Below are 19,171 nucleotides of genomic sequence, written 5' to 3'. Positions count from 1 at the left end.
GAGCACCCCTCCGGCCCGATCAGGCACCGTTCCGATAGCGGGCCGTCCACTTCGGCCGCGCGCGCCGGTAGAGCCCGACGCCGGCGAGGCCGAGGCAGACGCCGCCGGCGCCGAGCGCGGCGAGCAGCCCCGCGGAGAGCGGCGCGAGCGCGAACCCGGCGACGAGGACCGGGACCAGCGGGACGGCCGTGGCGGCGCCGAAGACGGCGAACAGCGCGCCGTCGAAGAGGAGCTCGTCCGGCGAGAGCCCGGCGAGGTAGACGGTCGTCCCGAAGACGTAGCAGGCGACGCCGACGAGCAGCGCGGCGCCGACGACCGCCTCGGCGAGCGGACCGCCGCGCCAGGCGAGCGCGGCCGCGTAGAACCCCAGTCCGACGAGCGGGCCCAGCAGCAGGAAGGCCCTGAACTTCGCGTCGAGGACGTCGGCGGTCGTCACCGGGTGGACCAGGGAGGCGTCGACGCCGTCCGCCTGCGTGAGCCAGTTGTACGTGGTGAACCCCGAGAGCCCGAGGACGGCCCCGAACGAGACGCCGACCGACGGCGCGACGCCCGTGATCCGGCCGGCCAGGTCGACCAGGCCGGCGGTGACGCCGAAGAGGACCGCCGCCGAGAACAGCACCTTCCCGAAGCCGCCGGAGCTGCGGTGGACGTCCAGCAGCGTCCGGGTCGCCAGCGGCTCGCCGACCCGGTCGAGCCAGCGGCGGAAGGCGGGCCCCGCGGTGCGGGCGCGTTCGCGGCCGGTCGCGTCGAACGTCGCCGCCGCGAGGGCGAACACCGCTCCGAGAACGGCCAGCGACGTCCCGGCGCGGAGCAACGTCGGCGAGCGGAACGCGCCGTACGGGGTGTAGGCGGCCAGGTTGACGCCGCCGGCCCACGCGGCGCCGACCCCCGCGGTGACGGCGGCCGCCAGCGCCAGCCCGTGAACCCCTCGCCGGGCGAGCCCGATGGCCGCGATCGTCGTGCCCAGACCGAGGACGAACGTCAGCGTCAGGGTCGCCCACAGCAGGAGGGCGGTCCCGACCGCCGCTCCGATGCCCTCGACGGCACCGCCGCCGCCGACGAGCGTCGGCGTGGCGCCGGCTGCGATCGGGAGCAGGAAGAGCACGGCGTAGTAGACGACGTCCTTGACGACGAAGACGGCCAGGACCCGCGGCCGCGAGAGCGGCAGCGTCCGGGCGGAGAAGACCAGCAGCGTCACGTCGCCCAGCAGGTTCCGGAGCGCGTCCCGCCCGACGAAGCCGATGGAGCCGGTGTGGAGCCCGAAGACGAACGCCAGCGCGTGGAGGCCGGCGACGACGGCGTCGGGCGTCGTGCCGGTGGCGACCAGCAGCGCCCCCGCGCCGGCGACGAGGGCGGCGACGACCAGCGGGAACAGCTCGAACCGCCGCCCGCGGAACAGGCGGTCGTGGAGCCGCCACTCCTCCCGGAGCATCTCGACGAAGAGGCGACGCGTCCGCCCGTCAGTCATGGCTCACCCGGCGCGCGGGACCGTCCGCCTCGACGCTCGCGTCCACGCGGTCGAGGAAGACGTCCAGCAGGCGCTCGCCGTCGGCCAGCTCCGACGGCCGGACGTCGGCCACGAGCTCGCCGCCGTAGACGACGCCCACGCGCGAGCACAGCTCGGCCGCCACGTCCACGTCGTGCGTCGTGAGGACGAGCGTGTTGCCGGCGGCCCGGTACTCGCGGAGGAACCGCTTGACCCGCTCCTGGACGATCGGGTCGAGGTTGGCCAGCGGCTCGTCGATGAACACCAGGTCCGGCTCGTGGAGGAACGCGCCGACGATCATGACCTTCTGCTGCTGGCCACGCGAGAGGTCCGAGGAGAGCGTGTCCAGCTGCTCGGCGAAGCCGAGCCGATCGGCCCACGTCGCCGTCCGCTCGTCGACCCGCTCCTCGTCGAGCCCGCGAATCGCGCCGACGAAGGCGAAGTACTCGCGCGGCGTCACGAAGCTCGGCGGCGACTCCTTCTCGGGCAGGATCCCGACCCGCTCGCGGACCGCCGTCGGCCGCTCGGCCGGGTCGACGCCCAGCACCGAAACGGTGCCGCCGTCCGGCACGAGCTGGCCGGTCAGGACCTCCATCGTCGTGGTCTTCCCGGCCCCGTTGGGCCCGAGCAGGCCGAACAGCTCGCCCTCGCCGATCTCCAGCGAGAGCCCGTCGACCGCCCTGACGTCGCCGTACGCCTTCTGTAGTCCCTCGATGTGAATTGCTGGCACGGGAGTCCGGAGAGCGTCGTTTCGCGGGGGCCTTAAGCGCTCGGTCTATGTCGCTGGACCGGGCACTCGAGACGGCCGGAGTCGAGTGATACGCCGGGAGAGAGCCACTCCTGGGGGGTTTTACGGCCGAAACTGACGGAACGACGCCGGTCGAGAAAACTGCGCAACGCTCAGCAGAACGAATGCTTCGGGCTCTGCCGTCGTGAGGCCTCGTGTCGCGAATAGTTAAGTGGTATCAGACGAAAGAATGCGATACGAATGGCGTTCCCGAAACCAGTCCCCTCGCTCGACGAGGAGGAATTCGCCCGGTTCCGCGAGGAGCTAGACGAATTCGAGCTCCCCGAGGACGTTGAGAACGGCGTCCTCAGGCACATGGAGCTAATCGAAGAAGAAGACTAGTATTTTTGTTCGTATGCGGGGCAATACTGCGCTGTGGCTGACGAGACAGAGGACATCGCATCGCGTACGGAGATAGTTCCGTATCCGGACATAGACGGGGAGCTACCCGAATTCGACTGTGGGAAAGACTGGTTTCACGAGTTCATCAACACTGATGAGGTCGACGAGTACCACGAGGAGCAGTTTGGCGTAACGAGACTAGTGTACTTTGAGGGTGAGCTGGCGGCATTCTTCTCGCTCTCCGCTAACGCACTTCGCGATGCCGACTATCAGGGAAGCGAGATGGACAGCGTCGACGAACTGTCCAGCTATCCGTACGACGTGCCGGCGTATCTTCTCGGACATCTGGCCGTCGCAGAAGAGTATCAGGATCGGGGACTGGGACGATTTCTACTCTTTCGCGCTATCGCGCGGAGCAAACAGGCCGACATCCCGTTTCGCGTTCTCCTGCTGCACGCCCAGGAGGACGTGGTCGATTTCTACGAGCGACATGGATTCGTGGCGAGTGAAAGTACGGAGGGGTATCCGAGACTCATGTTCGTCGATCTGGCCGAGATTCCGGATCCGGCGTGACTCAACTGCGGTAGATTCCTGAATTAACAACCCGGCCTCACTCGATGGCGTACCGGACCTCGACGCTGGCGGTGACGGTCACCTCGCCGGGTTCCACGCCGGTCGACGCGGCCTCCGTCGCCGTCGCGGCCGCGTCAGCGGCGTAGGACACCTCGCGCTGGACGGGCGTGACCCCGCCGCCGGCGGTGTCGACGACGGTCGCCTCGTCGATCGACGCGCCGATCTCGTCCGCGACCGTCTCGGCCTCGGCGCGCGCCCCCTGGATCGCCGCCCGGATCGCCTCCTCCCTGAGGGTCGCCCGCTTCTCGTCCGAGAGCGTGAACGTCACCCGGCCGACCCGGTCGGCCCCGCCGTCGACGGCCGCGTCGATCACCGCTCCGACGTCGTCGATCGTCGAAACCTCGGCCCTGAAGGCGTGGGTTCCCTGGTAGGTGACGTACTCCTCGGCCTCCTCGGAACCCGGGCGGACGCCCTCCTCCTCCATCGCCCGGCGGTCGTGCCGCTCGCGGATGTAGAAGTCCTCAGTCGTCACGGCGTCCTCCTCGAGGCCGAAGTCGAGCAGCGCCTGGCGCAGCTCGTCCGCCCGGGTGGCCAGTTCGTCGCGCACGTCGCTCGCGGCGTCGCCGCTGGCCTCCACGGCCACGTTCAGGACCGCGAGGTCGGGGTCGCCCCGCGCCTCGCCGGTGTTGCTGACGACGATCGATCGCGAGGTATGGCGTTCGACCGTCGGCGTTCCCGTCTGTGCGGCGGCGCTTCCGCCGTCCATTCCGAGGCAGCCGGACACCGCAGCCGCAGCGGCACCGGCCGTCGCAGCGAGCAGTTCGCGTCGTTGCATACGAGACCGGTTCCGCGGGAGCGATAGTCAAGACTCGCTTCGATCAAAACCGGCTTTGAGCGACGGTGACAGGCGTACTGGCCCGCACCGGGCCATGCCGGCCGCAGGCGCCTGCCGAGTCCGGTGGCCTCGCGGCCGAGCGGGTAGAGCGAGTCCCGGTCCGCGGGATCAGGGCTGATCGACGTCGCGGAACTCGAAGCGCGCCCCGCCGTCGGAGCCGTCGACCACGACCGTCGTCCAGCCGTGGGCCTCCGCGATCTGCTCGACGATCGCCAGTCCGAACCCGGTCCCGTCGTCGCTGGTCGTGAACCCGCGATCGAACACTCGGTCACGCTCGTCCGGAGAGATGCCCGGCCCGTCGTCTTCGACGAGGAATCCCTCGTCGCGGTCGAGCGGAGCCACCCGGACTCGGACGTCGGGACCGGCGTGTTCGACGGCGTTCCGGAACAGGTTCGAGAGGAGTTCCCGAAGCCGGTCGTGGTCCGCCCGAACGGCAGCGTCCTGAACCGTCAGCTCGGCGGCCTCGGTATCGACTTGCCGCCACGCCTCTCGCGCGACGCCCTCGAGGGAGATCCGCTCGGGGTCGATCACCAGTTGCCCCAGCTCGGCCATCGCCAGCAGGTCGTCGATCAGCGTCTCCATCTCGCCGACGATGTCGGAGATCCGCCGACTGCCCGCTCGCGCGGCGTCGGGATCGACTTCGCCGCCCAGCGCCGCCTGGATCCTGTCGATCTCTCCGTTCAACCGCGTCAGCGGGTTCCTGAGATCGTGCGCGACGTTGTGGCCGTACCGCTTGAGCCGCTCGTTTTGCGCCTCGAGTTCGCGCTCGTACTCCTTGAGCGTCGTCACGTCGCGGTTGATAGCGACGTATCCGTCGACCTCGTCGCCGTGCTTGATCGGTGCAATGGTCTGGTCGATCACGTACTGGCTGCCGTCCTTGCGCTCGTTGACGATCTCACCCTGCCAGACGTCGCCGTCGCTGATCGTCGACCACAGATCCTCGTAGAACCCCTCGTCGTGCTCTCCGGAGTTGAGCAGCCGCGGCGTCTCGCCGACCGCTTCGGCGGCGTCGTATCCCGTCACGTCCTCGAACGCGTCGTTGACGTATTCGATCTGCCCGTCGGCGTCCGTGATCAAGACGACGTGCCCGGCGTGCTCGACTGCACTCCGGAACTGACGGAGTTTCGACTGCCGCTCTCTGTGGTGGGTGACGTCGCGGACAGCCCCGTCGAAGTACGCCTGGCCGTCGACCTCGGTACGCACTGCGGTGACTGACAACTGGACCTCGTCGCCGTCCGCCGTCTCGTGGCAGCGCTCTACTTCGCCGACGACACCTTCGCCGTCGAATCGCTCCCCGAATGAGTCCCCGTCCCCGTCCTGGCGAAAGAGGTCCCCGAGCTCGCATCCGAGCAGAGCCTCGGCCGAATCGCGGCCGAAGGTTTCAGCGAGGGTCTGGTCTGCATCGACAATCTCGCCGTCGGGCTCGGACACCGTTCGAAATACCCCGATCGGGAGGGCCTCCACGACCCGCTCGTACTGCGCTCGCTCCGTCTTCGTTTCGGCGCGGTCGAGCGCGCGAGCGATGTCACTGCCGAGTTCCGTCAGCAGATCACGTTCAGACAGATCGAAGGCAGCAGGCCCGTCCGCGTACACGTACAGGTCACCGTACCGCGTCCCGTCGTGGTCGAGGGGAACGGCCACGACTGAACCACCGTCCAGATCGGGGGCTACCGTCTGCGCCGGTTCGTCAGCGTCCTGGACGCCCTCCCCGACGTCTGTATCTCGGGTCTGAATTGCCGCTCGAGCGCCGGTGCCACCGACGTCAGGCCCGTCGGTCGATGGTCCCCTCAGGCCGGGCCCTCCGCGGTCGATACCGGACTTCGCCCGTGGTTCGTCGTCGCTGGATTCTGGATCGCGGTCGTCGATCCACGCACTGGCATACGGTCCGGCGTCGACGAGAGCCTCACAGATCTCCCGTTCGATCTCACTTCGTGTCCCCGACTCCATCAGCGTCCGATGGACTGCCTGACTGACGGACAGGGCACGCTCGAGCCCGTCGATCCGCTCAGTAGCTCGGTGTTTCCGGACGGCGTCTTCGACGCGTTCGGCGAGCAGTTCAAGGCGCTCCGGCCCGGGCTCCTTCCGGAGGTAGTCGGTGGCGCCGCGTGCGATTGCCTCGCTCGCTATGTCTGTTCCACCGTGGCCGGTAAAGAGGACGAACGGGAGGTCACCGTACTCCTTTCGCACAGACGCAAGCAGAGCGAGGCCGTCCATGTCCGGCATCTTGTAGTCGGAGACGACGCAGTCAAAGTCCCCGTCGTCCAGCAGATCTAGCCCGTCGCGTGCGTCGGTAGTTACATCGGCTGAGAACCGGTCCCGACGACGCTCGAGGGACCGTGCCGTCAGTTCCGCGACGTCGGAGTCATCATCGATAACAAGAATAGAGACCGACTTCGTTCCATCTTCCATACCTAGCACCTCAACCCCAGATAATAAACGTCATTCGAGCGTTTTCATCACGCGAAAACAGTCATACGGTATCACTGATTTAATTATCAGGCTTGATACGTGGCGTCAGATACGGGGAGCAGCATCGACGGATCCGCGAATCGAGGCGGAGAACAGAGTGACGGCGGGTGTAGAACGCATCACAGCTACGAAGGACTCGCCGCCCGACGCGCCGTCCCGCTCTACGCGCCGTCGTCGGTCACGCCGCCGTCGCTCGCCGCCCGGTCGGCCGAGGTGGTCGAGCGGTCGGGGTCGCCGCCGGGCGGCGTCACGGACTCGAGGACCGATCGGACGACCGCCGCGGGCGTCACGTCGCTGAGGTCGGCGTCGGTGCCCAGCACCAGCCGGTGGATCAGGACCGGTTCGGCCAGCGCCTTGACGTCGTCCGGAATGACGTAGTCGCGGCCGTCGATGGCGGCCCGGGCCTTGGCCGTGTTGAGGAAGGCGATCGACGCGCGCGGGGACGCCCCGTGGACCACGTCCGGGTGGTCCCGCGTCGCGGCCACCACGTCGAGGAGGTACTCCCGGACGGCGTCGTCGACGTGGACGTCCGCGACGGCCTCGCGCGCCTCGCGGATCTCCGCCGGGGTGACGACCTGCTCGACGTCGTCCGCGCCCAGCGACGGTGCGTCGTCGAAGCGGTCGACGATCTCCCGCTCGGCCGCCCGGTCGGGCAGGTCGACGGTCAGCTTCTGCTGGAAGCGGTCGCGCTGGGCCTCCGGGAGCTCGAAGGTGCCCTCCATCTCGATGGGGTTCTGCGTGGCGACGACCATGAACGGCACGGGCAGGGCGAGCGTCTCCCCCTCGATGGAGACCTGGGACTCGGCCATGGCCTCCAGCAGGGCCGACTGGGCCTTCGGCGTCGCGCGGTTGATCTCGTCGGCGACGACGACGTTCGCGAACACCGGGCCCTTCCGCAGCTCGAACTCGCCGGTCCCCTCGCGGTAGACGGCGCTGCCGGTGATGTCCGCCGGGAGGATGTCCGGCGTCATCTGGATGCGGGTGTACTCCAGGCCCGTCGCGCGGGCGAAGACGTTGGCCAGAGTCGTCTTGGCGACGCCCGGGACGCCCTCGAGGAGGACGTGTCCGTGGGTCAGCAGGGCGATCGAGAGGTGCTCGACCAGGTCATCGGTACCGACGAGGACGGTCGAGACCTCCTCGTCGATCGCCTCGTGGAGGCCGGCTGGATCAGTCATCGCCATTCGTTTTCTCCTCCGTTGTCATAATGCCTTGCGTTACGCGTTCGAGTCGTCCCTCGTCCCACTCGGGGTGGCGCTCGCGAAGCCGGTCGACGACGGCGTCGGGACGGACCTCCGGGTCGGCGGCCGGAGCGGACCGGCGGCGCGACCGGACCGCGGCGACGCCCGCCCGGAGCCGCGGCCAGCCGGCGATCAGCAGCAGGCCGGAGAGCCCGACCAGGGCCTGTACGGCCGCCGAGCCCCGGATCGCGAGCACCGCGCCGGTCAGCGGCGGGACGCCGCCGGCGTGCGAGACGTCGAAGACGGCGCGCTCGTGGTCCGAAAGCAGCGCCCGGGCGAACCGCTCGTTGTCCGGTTTCTCCAGCATCGCGTTGATGAAGAGGCTGGGGTCGCTGACGACGACCACGCGGCCCTCGCCGACCGGTTCGACGGTCGCCACCGGCCGGCTCGCGAGCACCTCGTCGTCGTCGAGTTCGCCGTCCCGGTCCTCGTCGAGGTAGGCGAACGAGGAGGTAGTGACCAGCGGCGTCGCGTTGCCCCCGGCCCGGACGACGCTCCCGTGGTTCAGCGTCAGCCGGTCGACTCCGTCGGTGTAGCGGTGGTCGCTGACGTTAGTCGCGACCGGCAGCGCCGGACCGTCCGCGTAGTGGCGCTCGTCGCGGACGAGCCGGCCGTCGACGCGCGCGTCGGCGCCCACCGCGTCGAGCAGGCGGTTACCCCCGGCCCCGAAGTCGGCCGCGACCAGCAGCGTCCCGCCGCCCTCGACGAACCGGCGGACCGACGCCGCCTCTCGATCGCCGTAGGGCTCGTCGGGCGAGAGGGCGAACGCGACCGTCCCCTCGGCGTCGAACCCGTCGTAGCGCGAGGCGTTCCGGAGGACCTCGCCGTCGGCCGCCGTATCCTCGGCCAGCGACTGGAGCGACGAGGCGCCGTCCCAGCCCGGGTTGAACGTGCCGAAGGCGGCGCCCGACGTGGTGCCGGCGACGAACAGCGCGACGGCCACCACCGCGGCGAAGGCGTACAGCGCCAGCCGCGGGCTGGCCCGGTCGGACAGCGCCACTCAGATCACCCCCGGCGGGAGGATCTCGAGGATGCGCCGGATCACGACGTACCCGAAGCCCACTAGCCCGAGCGCGACGAGCCAGACCAGTCGACGGCGCCACCGCGGCGTCACCGCGAACGGCGCGGTCAGTTCGACCACAATCAGGAAGCCGATCAGCGACACGACGAAAAACAGCTCCAGCGAGAGCGCGCCCAGGGCCGCGAGGCCCACGACTGCGGCGAGCATCCACGCTACCTGCCCCGCGATGAACTGCTGTCGGCGTCGCGTCGCCATGGTAATTTACGCTGCTCCCGCCGGGTACACAAGCGTTGTGCTTGCCCCACCGAATCGCACGCCGGCAGGGCCCTCGGATACTCACACGATACATGCTGGATCCCAGTCATTTATTAGGATTCGAGGGGTGCCGGTCCGTATTAAACGCCTTCTGGTGGGTGTGACGCTCTGTCTGCTCGCGGTCGGCGCGGCCGCGACCGCGAGCCCGGTGGTGGCGCAAGCGGACTACTCCCTGACGGTCGCGGACGCGGTCGAGGTCCCGACCCAGACCGTCGAACTCGGGAACGGCACCTTCGAGATCTCGACCGACGGCGTGGTCGATCCCGGCGGAACCCTGCAGGCGCACAGCTCCGGCCCGAGCGACGGGTACGACCTCTACCTCTACAACAGCGACGAGCAGATCGTCAATTCGACGTCCATCTCCGGCGACGCGACCGTCGACTACGACGTGAGCTACGCGCCGGGAACGTACTACCTCGTGCTGAACGTCGACGGCGAGCGCGAGCGCCTCCAGCCCGTCGTCGTCGAGGGATACGACGTCTCCCTGTCGATGCCGGAGAACGCGACCGAGGGCGAGCCCGTGAACGCGACGGTCGACGTCGAACGCCGCGAGGACACCGAGAAAGACGTCGAGTCCGTCGAGGTCGTGCTGTGGGACGACGGCTACAACCAGACCGTCACGCTCGACGGGGACGGCGAGGGCCGGTACAACGCCACGGTGACCGTCGACGAACCCGGTGACTTCGCCGCGCACGCGGCCGTCCGCGGCGAGCAGACCATCGACGGCGAGAACGAACTGCTCGCGCTCAGCGAGCGCCACGGGGTGAGCGTCGACGCCGCCGAGGACGACTCCGACGACGGGGACTCCGGCGGCGGAGACTCCGGTGCCTCCGCCGGCGACGGCGACGAGAGCGACGACAACGCCACCGCCACGGCCACCGAGGCGGTGGACGGCAACGCCACCGCCACCGAAGCGGCCGACGGCGACGCCACGGCCACCGAGACGACCACCGGGGGCGAGGGCGGCGGGGCCGAGCCCGACGACACGGAGACCGACGACGGCGGCGTCGTTACGCCCGCGGACACGACCGAGCCGGACGAGCCCGCAGACACGGAGACAACGTCCGGCGACGGTCCGGTCGGCCTCCCGGGGATGCTGAGCGCGCTGGCCACCGCGCTGGCCGCGCTGCGCCTCCGCCGGCGCGGATGAACGCGACTCCCGGCACCCGGCGATGACCGACGAGCCGGTCCTCCGCGCGGCCGATCTGGTCGTCGAGCGCGGCGGCGAGCGCATCCTCGACGGCCTCTCGCTGTCGATCAGCGCGGGGGACCGCACCCTCGTTCGCGGCCCGAGCGGCGCGGGAAAGACGACGCTGTTTCAGGTGCTGGGCCTGCTGGCGACGCCCGACGGCGGCGACCTGTACGTCGACGGGCGGGCCGCGGGCGACCTCTCCGAGCGGCGTCGGGCCGCGCTGCGACGGAACCGCGTCGGCCTCGTCTTCCAGGACTTCCAGCTCGTCGAGGACCTGACCGCGTGGGAGAACGCCCGCCTGCCACAGGAGCACGCCGGCGACGTCGACGAGGACTGGCTGGCCGACCTCTTCGCGGCGCTCGACATCGACGACCGGCGGGAGCAGTACCCGGGCGCGCTCTCCGGCGGCGAGCGCCAGCGGGTCGCCATCGCCCGCGCGCTGGCCAACCGGCCGTCGGTCGTCCTGGCCGACGAGCCGACTGGGCAACTGGACCCGGACACGGCCGAGCAGGTGCTCGACCTGCTGCTGTCCGTGCAGGCCGAGGCGGACGCGGCTCTGGCCGTCATCAGCCACGACCGGGGCCTGACCGGGCGGTTCGCGGACGTCTACGAACTGGCCGACGGGCGGATCGACCGGGCCTGACGGCGGCGGTGCGAGCCGCTCTCGGACGCCACACCGCGACGACTGGTTGTTTGCGCGACAAGTGGCAAGATATTATACCGATGCCGTCGTCGACTCCGGCAACGTGACTACTGTCGAGGGGGACGCGGCGGCTGCCGCCGCCGACCGGACGGTCGTCTGTGAGGGCGTCAGCCGCGTCTATCGCCGCGGCGGCGGGCTCTTCGGCGGCGACGCCGACCGGCTGGACGTCCGGGCGCTGGACGACGTGAGCCTCGGCGTCTATCCGGGCGAGCTGACGGTCGTCGCCGGCGCCAGCGGCAGCGGCAAGTCCACGCTGTTGCACCTGCTCGGGGCGCTGGACGTCCCCAGCGAGGGACGCGTGCTCGTCGACGGCGTGTCGACACGGCCGACCTCTCGGAGAGCGAGCGGGCGGCGCTGCGGCTCCGTCGGGTCGGCATCGTCTTCCAGCGGTTCCACCTGCTGCCCGCGCTGACGGCGCGGTCAAACGTCGCCCTGCCGCTACTGGAGCAGGGCGTGCCGCGGAGCGAGCGCCGCTCCCGCGCCGAGGGGCGGCTTGAAGCGGTCGGGATGGGCGACCGCGTCTCCCACCGGCCCGGGGAACTGAGCGGCGGCGAGCAGCAGCGGGTCGCCGTGGCCCGCGCGCTGGTCACCGACCCGGACGTGCTGATCGCCGACGAGCCCACGGGCGAACTCGACACGACCACCGGGGCCCGCATCATCGAACTGCTGGGCGAGGTCGCCGAGTACCGCTCGGTAGTCGTCGCCAGCCACGACGAGCGGGTCATCGCGGCGGCCGACAGGGTGATCGAACTACGGGACGGCTCCGTCGTCAGTGATTCCGGATGAGCGCCGACGGGACGCGACGCGCCCGGACCGCGGGCCTCGTCCGGCTCGGAGTCGCGCGCGTCCGCTACCGCCTGCTGGCCGGCGGGACCCGGCAGACGCTGCTGTCCGTACTCGGCGTCGCGCTGGCCGTCACGCTGGTGCTGTCCGTGACCAGCGTGAGCCTCGGGCTGGCCTCGCAGGGCGAGGTGCGGACCGAGGCGGCCGACTTCTGGGTCGTCCCCGCGGAGAACCAGGGCAGCGCCATCGTCGGCGTCGAGGGGACGCGCTTCGGGCGGGTCCACCCGGTCGCCGAGCGGCTGAACGCCCGCGACGACGTGGCCCACGCGACGCCGGTGCTCTCGGACATCGCGCGCGTCCGGGCCGGCGACGGCGGCGAGCCGACGCAGGTGTTCGTCGTCGGGGTCGTCCCGGCGGCGGAGGGCGGCAGCGTCGTCGGCCTGCCGACCGACGCCCTCTCGCCGGGCGACCCCTACTACGCGAACGGGAGCTACGACGGCCGCTGGACGGGGCAGGCGGTCCTCTCGAAGAGCGCGGCGACGACGCTGAACGTCAGCGACGGCGACCGCCTGCGGGCCGTGGGGAGCGACGAGCGGACCTACCAGCTGCGGGTCGAGGAGAGCCACCCCGCGCAGGCGCCGGGGCTCGCGCAGTTCCCCGTCGCCGTCGTCCACCTCTCGGAGGCCCAGCGGCTGACCGGGGCCGCCGGCAGCGACAACGCCGACCGGTTCCTCGTCGACTCGACGGACCCCGCGGTCCGCGAGGCGCTGACCGGGCTCTACCCCGAGTCCGAGGTCGTCTCCCAGCGCGGGCTGATGGCACACAACCTCCAGACGTCGGACCTCCCGCTGGCGATGAGCGTCGCCGCCGGGCTGATCGCCGTCGTCGCCGGCGTGCTCACCATCGTCACGACGACCGGGTTCGAGGTGGCCGACGACGGCGAGTCCCGGGCCGTGCTGGCGGCGATGGGCGTCTCCCGATCGACGAGGCTCGGACTGATCGTCACGGAGACGGTCGCGACGGCCGCGCTGGGCGGCCTCGTCGGCATCGCCGGGTGGCTGGCGGTCGTCGGCGTCGTCGCCGCGGCCGGTGAAAGCGGCGCCGCCGTCCCGACTGCGGTCGCACGGCCGGAACTGGCGGCCTACGGGCTCGTCCTGGCCGTCCTCGTGGGACTGCTGTCGCTGCCGTTCCTGCTGCTGTTCGCCCGGAGATCGTCGCTCGTGGAGGCACTACCGAGATGACGGGAGCGAGCAAACCGAGACGCGTACTGGCGCGGTCCGCGGGCGCGGTCGGCGTCGCGGTGCGCCAGCTGGCCGCCGCGCGCGGGCGGATCGTTCTCGCGGTCGCCGGCGTCGCGACGGCCGTCCTGCTGATCACGCTGATGGCCGGCCTCGGCCACGGCATGACCGAGGCCGGGACGGAGGCGCTGACCTACATCGACCAGGACCTGTGGGCGACGGCCGGCCCGCTCCAGCTGGCGCCCGGCCGGGTCGGCGGCATCGAGAACTCGCTGCTCGACGCCCACGAGCGCTCCGACGACATCGCCACCCACCCGGACGTGCAGGGGGCCGACGCGCTCACCTTCCAGTCTGTCTACCTCAGCCCCACCACCACGGAGTTCGACACCGTCGTCGGCGTCGGCGTCACCGGCAACGGCAGCGGCGTCGGCCTCGGGGAGGGCGAGCGCTTCAACAGATCGGACGTCCACTACGACAGCGGCAGCTACGGCGGGCCGATGACCCACGAGGTGGTCCTCGACCGGGACCTCGCGGAGCAGCTGAACGTCTCGCGCGGGGATTCGGTGTACGTGGGCGGGACGCTCGCGGACGCCCGGGCGAACGAGTTCACCGTGGTCGGCACGACCGGGCGGTTCTCGACGTTCCTCGGCGCGCCCACGGCGGTCGTCCACCTCTCCGAGCTCCAGACGGTGACGGGGACGGCGGGCTCCGACCGGGCGTCGATGATCGGCATCCGGGTCGAGCGGGACGCCGACCACGACGCGACGGCCGAGTCGCTGTCGGCCGAGCATCCCGACCTCTCGATCAGGACCCAGCGCCAGCAGTTCCGGTCGGTCTTCGAGAACCAGGGCGCCGTCTTGGCCAGCGCGGTGACGCTCGTGACGCTGGCGGTCGTCGTCGGGACCGGGCTGGTGGCCAACACGCTCGGGCTCGTCGTCTACCAGCAGCGCCGGGAGCTTGCGGCCCTGCGCGCCATCGGCCTCCGGGCGCGGACGCTGCTGTCGCTGGTCGGCCTCCAGGGGCTCTCGCTGGCGCTCGGCGGCGTCGCCGTCGGGATCGCGCTCACGCCCGTCGCCGCGGACGCCATCAACGGCGTCGTCGAGGACCTCGTCGGGTTCCCGGACCTGGTGAAGCTACCGCCCGACGTGTACGCGGCCGGCGTGGCCGTCGGACTCGTCATCGGCCTGCTCGGCGCGACCGTGGCCGGCTACCGCGTGGCCTCGATGAACCCGACCGACCACTTCGATCGATGAGCTACCGACGCGCGCTCCTGGCGCGGTGGTCGTCGTCGCCCTGGCCATCGCCTTCCTCACCGGGACGGTCCTGCTGGTGGTCACGGCCGGCGACCGGACCACCGCCGTCGCCGCCGGCTACGACGCCGGGTCGACGGTCGCGACTCACGGCTCTGTCGCCGCGGCGGCGGCGACCGGCGACGGCGCGGCCGTCGTGCCCTTCGCCGTCGTCGACGGAGCCGACGGGGAGCGACGGTACGCCCTCGACGGAGGGGACGCCCGCGCGGCCGGACTGCTGCCCGCTGACGGCGGCGGCAGCGACGGCGGCGACGGGGGCAGCGAGGCGGTCGTCACGCTCGGAGCGGCGGACGAGCGCGCGACGGTCGAACTTCGCGGGTCGGACGGGGCCGTCGAGGCGACGGTGGCCCCCAGGGGCGGCCGCGGTCCGGTGCCGCCGGAGTGGTACGTCGCGCCGTCCGACACCGTCGAGCAACTGGGGACGACGGGGGCGTTCGTCGTCAGAGACGCGCCCGAGGGGACGGTCCCGCGGGACGGCGTCCCGCTGCGGGCGGCGCTGGCCTTCTTCGCGTTCGGGACCGAGGAGGCGCTCGGGGCGCTGGCCGTCGTCGCCGGGGGGAGCGCGCTGCTGGTCGCGGTCGTGGTCTACAGCGTCACACGGATGACCGTGCGGGACCGGCGGGCGGCGATCCGGATCGTCCGGTCGACGGGCGCGCCGCCGCAGGTAGTGTTAGGGCTGTTCGCCGCCCGGGCCGGCCTGCTGGTAGTCGCCGGGGTCGCGCTGGGCTACGCCGTCGGCGTCGTCGCCGTCAACGCCGCGGTGAACGTCGCGGTGTTCGCGGGCCTGCCGACGAGCCTCGCGCCGCGGGTCACGCCGACCGTGGCCGCCGTCGTCGCGGCCGGCGGGGGCGCTGCGGCCCTGATCGGCGCGGTCAGCGGCGGGCTCGCGGCGTGGCCGGCCGCCCGCTGCGACCCGGCCGACGTCGGAACCGAGCGCCGACGGGACGGCCGCCTCGCCGCTCGCCTCTCGATTCTCGACGCCCGCGCGCTGGTCCCGACGGCGGCGACGCTGACGGTCTTCGTGGCCTTCGTCGTGCTCGTGGCGGGCGTCGCCGGCGTGGTCGGCCCGCTGACGGCCGGCGGCGCGACCGTCTCAGAGCCCGGGGCGGTCCACCCCATCGCCAGTTCGGTGCCTGCGACCTACGCGGCCGCACTGCGGGACCGCGGGATCGACGCCAGCCCGGAGGTTCTGCTGTTCGAGGCCAGCGACGGCCAGCCGTACGCCGCGCGGGGGGCCAACTACTCGGCGTTCGCGTCGGTCACCGACGCCGAGCTGGTCGCCGGCCGACCGCCGAACGGGACCGGCGAGGCCGTCGTCGGGCGTGACCTCGCGGCGACGCTCGACGTCGGCCCGGGCGACTCGGTCACGATGGGCGGGAGCACCGACGCCGGCCTCCACCGCGTGCGGATCGTCGGCGTCTTCGCCGCGCCGGGGCCGTACGACGACTAGGTGCTCGTCCCCCTGCCCGTCGCGCGCCACCTCGCGAACCGCGCTTCCGGACAGGTCCACTTCGTCCGGGCCGACCGGCTCCCCGAGGGCGACCCGTTCGACCGGCAGGGTGCGGTCGTCACACTTTCGGCCCCGTCGCCGGTCCCGCCGAACGGGAGCGTCCCCGTCGAGGTGACCGTGCGCAACGCCGAGGACGCGGAGCGATCGATTCCGGTCGCCGTCACGCTCGGAAACCAGTCTGCCGAGGAGTCGGTGACCGTGCCCGCCGGCGACGAGCGGACGGTTACCGTCGAGTTCTCAGCGCCGCCGCCGGGCCGGCACGCGGTCCGAGTCGGCGATTTGAGCCGGACTGTGACCGTCGCGCCGCGCGACGCCGTTCGCCTGGGACCGCTCCCGGAGCGCACCCCGCCGAACGCGACGCTGCGGGTCCGCGCCCGGACGCCGTACGGTGATCCCGTCCGGAACGCCACGGTCGCCGTCGGGGACCGGTCAGTCCGGACGGGTGCCGACGGAGCCGCGTGGATCGAACCGGGCGGACCGGGCGAGCGCCGGATCGAAGTCCGGGCGGGCGACCGGGCGGCGTCGCGGCCGATTGCCGTCGCGCCTGATGCGACGCGTCGGCTCCCCCTGACGGCCGAGGTCCGACCGGACCGCCCGGACGCGCTGACCCGCCCGACCGTCCGCCTGCGCGCGACGAACCCCTGGAACCGGACGGTCGAACGGCGCTACGAGGTCTCCGGACCGGGCGACTCGTCGGAGCGGACCGTACGCGTCGCGCCCGGGACGAACCGGACGGTCGAGGTCCCGCTGGCCCGCCAGCCGCCGGGGAGCTACGACGTGACCGTCCGATCGTCGGCGGGGACGACGCGGGAGCTATCTTACACAGTGACCGGCGACGACCGCCTCGCGTCGGCGCTGGCCAGCGGCGGCGCGAGCGGCCAGTCGGGCATCGGACAGGCCGTCGAGGCGGCCTTCGGCAACCTCCGGCTGGTGGTTGCCGTCGTGCTCGGCCTGGCGACGCTGATGACTGTCGGCGGGACGACGGCGTCGTTCGCCCGCGCGGTCCACGCCCGGCGGCGGACGATCGGCGTCTACCGGGCGACCGGGGCCTCGCCGGTCCGGGTGGCGGCGATCGTGTTCCGCGACGCGCTCGTCGTCGGCGCTCTGGGGACCGCTCTCGCCGTCCCGGCCGGACTGCTCGCGCTGCGGGGACTCGCGCGCGCCGACTACCTCACCGTCTTCGGCGTGCGCCTGTCGACGACGCCCTCGCCGGCCCTGCTGGCGGGCGTCGTCCTCGGCGCGCTCGTCGTGACCGCGCTGGGGGGCGGGCTGGCGACCGCGGCGCTGCTCCGGGTCGATCCCTACCGGCTGTTCGCGACCGGGCCCGACGTCAGCGACGAGCGCCCGGGGGGAGGGGAGCCGTGACTCGCGGCGGTCGGCCCGTCGCGGTCGTCGCGACGCTGGCGCTGGGCCTACTGACGCGGCTGGCCCCGCTCGGGTGGAGCCCGTACCCGGCGACGCTGGACGGGTTCGAGTACGCGCGCCGGGCCGGGAGCGCGCTCGCGCTGGGTCGCCTCCCGCTCGGCCAGTTACGGGCCGACTCGATCGCATCCACACTGCTGGTCTCGACGGCCGCGGAGGTCACGGCCACGGCGCCCGTCCGGCTGGTCCAGCCGCTGTACGCGCTGGCCGGGGGCGCGACGGTCCTGCTCAGGTTCGTCTTCGCCCGGCGGCTGGGCCGGGCCTGGGGCTGGACGCCGTCGCGGATCCACACCGCGGGCGTCCTCGCCGCCCTCGCCGTCGCCGTCGAGGGACTCTACGTCCGCCGGACGGGCGTGCCCGACGACGACGCGCTCACGCTACTGCTGATTCCGCTGACGGTGCTGGTCGCCCACCGGCTCACCCGGACCGGGCGGCTCCGGTGGGCCGTCCCGCTGGCCGCGCTGCTTTTCGTCGTCCCGCTGACCCACACGTTCAGCACGCTCGTGCTCGCGCTGGCGCTGGCGGCGCTGCTGGCCGTTCGCCTGCTCGAACCGGGCGAGCGCGGCGGGACGCTGCCGGCCGGCGCGCTGGTGGTCGGGTTCTGGGGGTACGCCGCGGCCTATTACGAGTGGGCCGAGCGGCTCGGCCTGACGGTGCCCTACGTCGGCCGGGTCGCGAGTCATCCGGGGCTGTTCGTCGCGTGGGTCGTCCTCGTGGTCGCGCTGGCGCTGTGGTTCCGTCGCTGGTCGACGCCCGCCCAGCGGCTGGCGGTCCTCGCGCCGCTGGCCCTGTTCTTCGCCGTCGTCGCGGCGAACGCGCGGGTCACCGTCTTCCCGGGGACGGCCCGGACGCCGCGGCTCCTGCTCCTGCTGGTGGCGCCGCTTTCGGTGGCCGCCCTCCTGGGGGCCTGGGGGAGTCCGCTGCTGGCCGGCCGGCGCTCGGCCGCGACGGTCCTGCTGGCGCTGCTCGCCGCGCCGATCGCGCAGGTGCTGTTCTCGCTGACGGCGTCGCTGACGCCGGAGTTCTGGGCGACGGCGATGCGGGCGCAGACGCACCTCCACGTCCCCGTGCTGGTGCTGGCCGCGGGCGTCGTCGCCGGCCGCGTCGCCGGCGCCGGGCGGCCCCGGATCGCTCTCGCCCGCTACGCGGGCCCCGCGCTGGCCGTCGCGCTGGTCGTCAGCGTGGCCGCCACGCTCCCCGTCGCCTACGTCGACCTCGACACGGGCGCGCACCCGAGCACGACGACGGCGGCAGAGTTCGCCGGCTCTGGATTCGCCGCGACCCACGTCGACGGGCCGTGGACGAGCTCGCACACGCTGCACCGCGTCGGCGGGTTCTACTTCGGCGGGAACGCCACGTACCGGTCGACGGTGACGTGGCTCCGCGGCGACGGCGGTCCCACGCCCGACTGTCCCGTCCTCTCCGAGCGCTCGTGGACGACGACCGGCGCCCACCTGTTCCCGGCCGCGCCGGCGACGATCTCCCAGAACGCCTACGACCGCTGGCAAGCGGAGCGACACCTCGTCTACGCCGCCTCCGGTCGCGACCCGCTGGCGCTGACGATTCCACGGAACGCGTCCGGGAGCTGCCGGTAGGTCGGCCGTCGCGACGCCACTGCGAGTGACCCCGACCGTCGTCACCGACTGGTCCGGGCGTCACCGCTCGCCGCTCCGACAGCGACGCGACGTCGACGTGCCCGGGGTTACCGCGCTCCGCGGCGGGCGCGCCCGCCGTCGATTCTCGCCGCCGCCGCGCGCGGAGCGACGTTCGATCGCGGTCTATCGTATCCTGAGTCTTATTTTCGAGAATGAGATTTGGATGGGTAGCTATATGCGTCACAATTTGAGACGATATGGCGATTGATGCGCGTCGAACCGCCCCGTCTGT

Annotated in this window: 18 protein-coding genes; 11 read left to right on the top strand and 7 right to left on the bottom strand. The window is 72.0% G+C overall.

Translation table 11 applies throughout. The annotated features are described in order from the left end of the window. Positions 1 to 19: 19 nt before the first annotated feature. Both LCY71_RS05155 and LCY71_RS05150 read right to left on the bottom strand, forming a co-directional pair. Positions 20 to 1,468 carry a hypothetical protein gene (locus tag LCY71_RS05155; RefSeq protein ID WP_225335295.1) on the bottom strand — a complete coding sequence of 483 codons (1,449 nt, stop codon included), beginning with the start codon at positions 1,466 to 1,468 and terminating at the stop codon, positions 20 to 22. Beyond that, positions 1,461 to 2,216 carry an ABC transporter ATP-binding protein gene (locus tag LCY71_RS05150; RefSeq protein ID WP_225335294.1) on the bottom strand — a complete coding sequence of 252 codons (756 nt, stop codon included), beginning with the start codon at positions 2,214 to 2,216 and terminating at the stop codon, positions 1,461 to 1,463. The genes LCY71_RS05155 and LCY71_RS05150 overlap by 8 nt, the downstream gene beginning before the upstream one ends. A 258-nt stretch (positions 2,217 to 2,474) precedes the next feature. Between LCY71_RS05150 and LCY71_RS05145 the strand changes: the two genes are divergently transcribed. Together LCY71_RS05145 and LCY71_RS05140 are read left to right on the top strand one after the other, a co-directional pair. After that, positions 2,475 to 2,615: a hypothetical protein gene (locus tag LCY71_RS05145; RefSeq protein WP_225335293.1), complete on the top strand. Its 141-nt coding sequence runs from the start codon at positions 2,475 to 2,477 to the stop codon at positions 2,613 to 2,615. A 33-nt stretch (positions 2,616 to 2,648) separates the two neighbouring features. After that, positions 2,649 to 3,188, top strand: coding sequence for a GNAT family N-acetyltransferase (locus LCY71_RS05140; protein WP_225335292.1), 540 nt, complete (start codon positions 2,649 to 2,651; stop codon positions 3,186 to 3,188). 37 nt (positions 3,189 to 3,225) lie between these two features. Here LCY71_RS05140 and LCY71_RS05135 read toward each other — a convergent pair whose 3' ends face one another. The 5 genes from LCY71_RS05135 to LCY71_RS05115 all read right to left on the bottom strand — a co-directional run bounded on the left by LCY71_RS05135 (position 3,226) and on the right by LCY71_RS05115 (position 9,066). Beyond that, positions 3,226 to 4,023: an SIMPL domain-containing protein gene (locus LCY71_RS05135; RefSeq protein ID WP_225335291.1), complete on the bottom strand. Its 798-nt coding sequence runs from the start codon at positions 4,021 to 4,023 to the stop codon at positions 3,226 to 3,228. Between the two features lie 168 nt (positions 4,024 to 4,191). Beyond that, a complete protein-coding gene (locus LCY71_RS05130; protein ID WP_225335290.1) occupies positions 4,192 to 6,492 on the bottom strand; it encodes a PAS domain S-box protein in 2,301 nt (766 codons plus the stop codon). A 221-nt stretch (positions 6,493 to 6,713) separates the two neighbouring features. After that, positions 6,714 to 7,727 carry an AAA family ATPase gene (locus tag LCY71_RS05125; protein ID WP_225335289.1) on the bottom strand — a complete coding sequence of 338 codons (1,014 nt, stop codon included), beginning with the start codon at positions 7,725 to 7,727 and terminating at the stop codon, positions 6,714 to 6,716. After that, positions 7,720 to 8,790: a DUF4350 domain-containing protein gene (locus LCY71_RS05120; RefSeq protein WP_225335288.1), complete on the bottom strand. Its 1,071-nt coding sequence runs from the start codon at positions 8,788 to 8,790 to the stop codon at positions 7,720 to 7,722. The genes LCY71_RS05125 and LCY71_RS05120 overlap by 8 nt, the downstream gene beginning before the upstream one ends. Beyond that, a complete protein-coding gene (locus tag LCY71_RS05115) occupies positions 8,791 to 9,066 on the bottom strand; it encodes a DUF8044 family membrane protein (RefSeq protein WP_225335287.1) in 276 nt (91 codons plus the stop codon). Positions 9,067 to 9,226: 160 nt separating this feature from the next. On the opposite strand from LCY71_RS05115, the gene LCY71_RS05110 reads away from it, so the two are divergent. From LCY71_RS05110 to LCY71_RS05075, 9 genes are all read left to right on the top strand, one after another. After that, the gene (locus LCY71_RS05110) at positions 9,227 to 10,276 is read left to right on the top strand and encodes a hypothetical protein (protein ID WP_225335286.1); all 1,050 of its coding nucleotides are present in this window, start codon (positions 9,227 to 9,229) and stop codon (positions 10,274 to 10,276) included. 22 nt (positions 10,277 to 10,298) lie between these two features. Continuing rightward, positions 10,299 to 10,961: an ABC transporter ATP-binding protein gene (locus tag LCY71_RS05105; protein ID WP_225335285.1), complete on the top strand. Its 663-nt coding sequence runs from the start codon at positions 10,299 to 10,301 to the stop codon at positions 10,959 to 10,961. Between the two features lie 103 nt (positions 10,962 to 11,064). Then, a complete protein-coding gene (locus tag LCY71_RS21385; protein ID WP_263654230.1) occupies positions 11,065 to 11,433 on the top strand; it encodes an ATP-binding cassette domain-containing protein in 369 nt (122 codons plus the stop codon). Next, a complete protein-coding gene (locus LCY71_RS21380; protein ID WP_308444698.1) occupies positions 11,376 to 11,807 on the top strand; it encodes an ABC transporter ATP-binding protein in 432 nt (143 codons plus the stop codon). Before LCY71_RS21385 ends, LCY71_RS21380 begins: the two co-directional genes overlap by 58 nt. Continuing rightward, complete coding sequence (locus LCY71_RS05095; RefSeq protein ID WP_225335284.1) at positions 11,804 to 13,045, top strand: FtsX-like permease family protein; 1,242 nt, start codon at positions 11,804 to 11,806, stop codon at positions 13,043 to 13,045. Before LCY71_RS21380 ends, LCY71_RS05095 begins: the two co-directional genes overlap by 4 nt. Then, entirely contained in the window at positions 13,042 to 14,295 is a 1,254-nt protein-coding gene (locus LCY71_RS05090; protein WP_225335283.1) for an ABC transporter permease, read from the top strand. Before LCY71_RS05095 ends, LCY71_RS05090 begins: the two co-directional genes overlap by 4 nt. 25 nt (positions 14,296 to 14,320) lie before the next feature. After that, the gene (locus LCY71_RS05085; RefSeq protein ID WP_225335282.1) at positions 14,321 to 15,802 is read left to right on the top strand and encodes an FtsX-like permease family protein; all 1,482 of its coding nucleotides are present in this window, start codon (positions 14,321 to 14,323) and stop codon (positions 15,800 to 15,802) included. Further along, positions 15,803 to 17,227, top strand: a complete 1,425-nt coding sequence (locus tag LCY71_RS05080) for an ABC transporter permease (protein ID WP_225335281.1) — start codon at positions 15,803 to 15,805, stop codon at positions 17,225 to 17,227. Further along, the gene (locus LCY71_RS05075; protein ID WP_225335280.1) at positions 17,224 to 18,879 is read left to right on the top strand and encodes a sodium/phosphate symporter; all 1,656 of its coding nucleotides are present in this window, start codon (positions 17,224 to 17,226) and stop codon (positions 18,877 to 18,879) included. The genes LCY71_RS05080 and LCY71_RS05075 overlap by 4 nt, the downstream gene beginning before the upstream one ends. The last annotated feature ends 292 nt before the right edge of the window (positions 18,880 to 19,171 follow it).

This window comes from Halomicrobium urmianum (assembly GCF_020217425.1).
GTDB classification, from domain to species: Archaea; Halobacteriota; Halobacteria; order Halobacteriales; family Haloarculaceae; genus Halomicrobium; species Halomicrobium urmianum.
This window is presented reverse-complemented; position numbering and strand designations above follow the sequence as displayed.

What these genes read in the sequence shown, in the direction of transcription:
- LCY71_RS05155 (WP_225335295.1), bottom strand. Translation starts at nt 1,468, where the DNA reads ATGACTGACGGGCGGACGCGTCGCCTCTTCGTCGAGATGCTCCGGGAG.
- LCY71_RS05145 (WP_225335293.1), top strand. Translation starts at nt 2,475, where the DNA reads ATGGCGTTCCCGAAACCAGTCCCCTCGCTCGACGAGGAGGAATTCGCC.
- LCY71_RS05135 (WP_225335291.1), bottom strand. Translation starts at nt 4,023, where the DNA reads ATGCAACGACGCGAACTGCTCGCTGCGACGGCCGGTGCCGCTGCGGCT.
- LCY71_RS05130 (WP_225335290.1), bottom strand. Translation starts at nt 6,492, where the DNA reads ATGGAAGATGGAACGAAGTCGGTCTCTATTCTTGTTATCGATGATGAC.
- LCY71_RS05125 (WP_225335289.1), bottom strand. Translation starts at nt 7,727, where the DNA reads ATGACTGATCCAGCCGGCCTCCACGAGGCGATCGACGAGGAGGTCTCG.
- LCY71_RS05115 (WP_225335287.1), bottom strand. Translation starts at nt 9,066, where the DNA reads ATGGCGACGCGACGCCGACAGCAGTTCATCGCGGGGCAGGTAGCGTGG.
- LCY71_RS05105 (WP_225335285.1), top strand. Translation starts at nt 10,299, where the DNA reads ATGACCGACGAGCCGGTCCTCCGCGCGGCCGATCTGGTCGTCGAGCGC.
- LCY71_RS05095 (WP_225335284.1), top strand. Translation starts at nt 11,804, where the DNA reads ATGAGCGCCGACGGGACGCGACGCGCCCGGACCGCGGGCCTCGTCCGG.
- LCY71_RS05090 (WP_225335283.1), top strand. Translation starts at nt 13,042, where the DNA reads ATGACGGGAGCGAGCAAACCGAGACGCGTACTGGCGCGGTCCGCGGGC.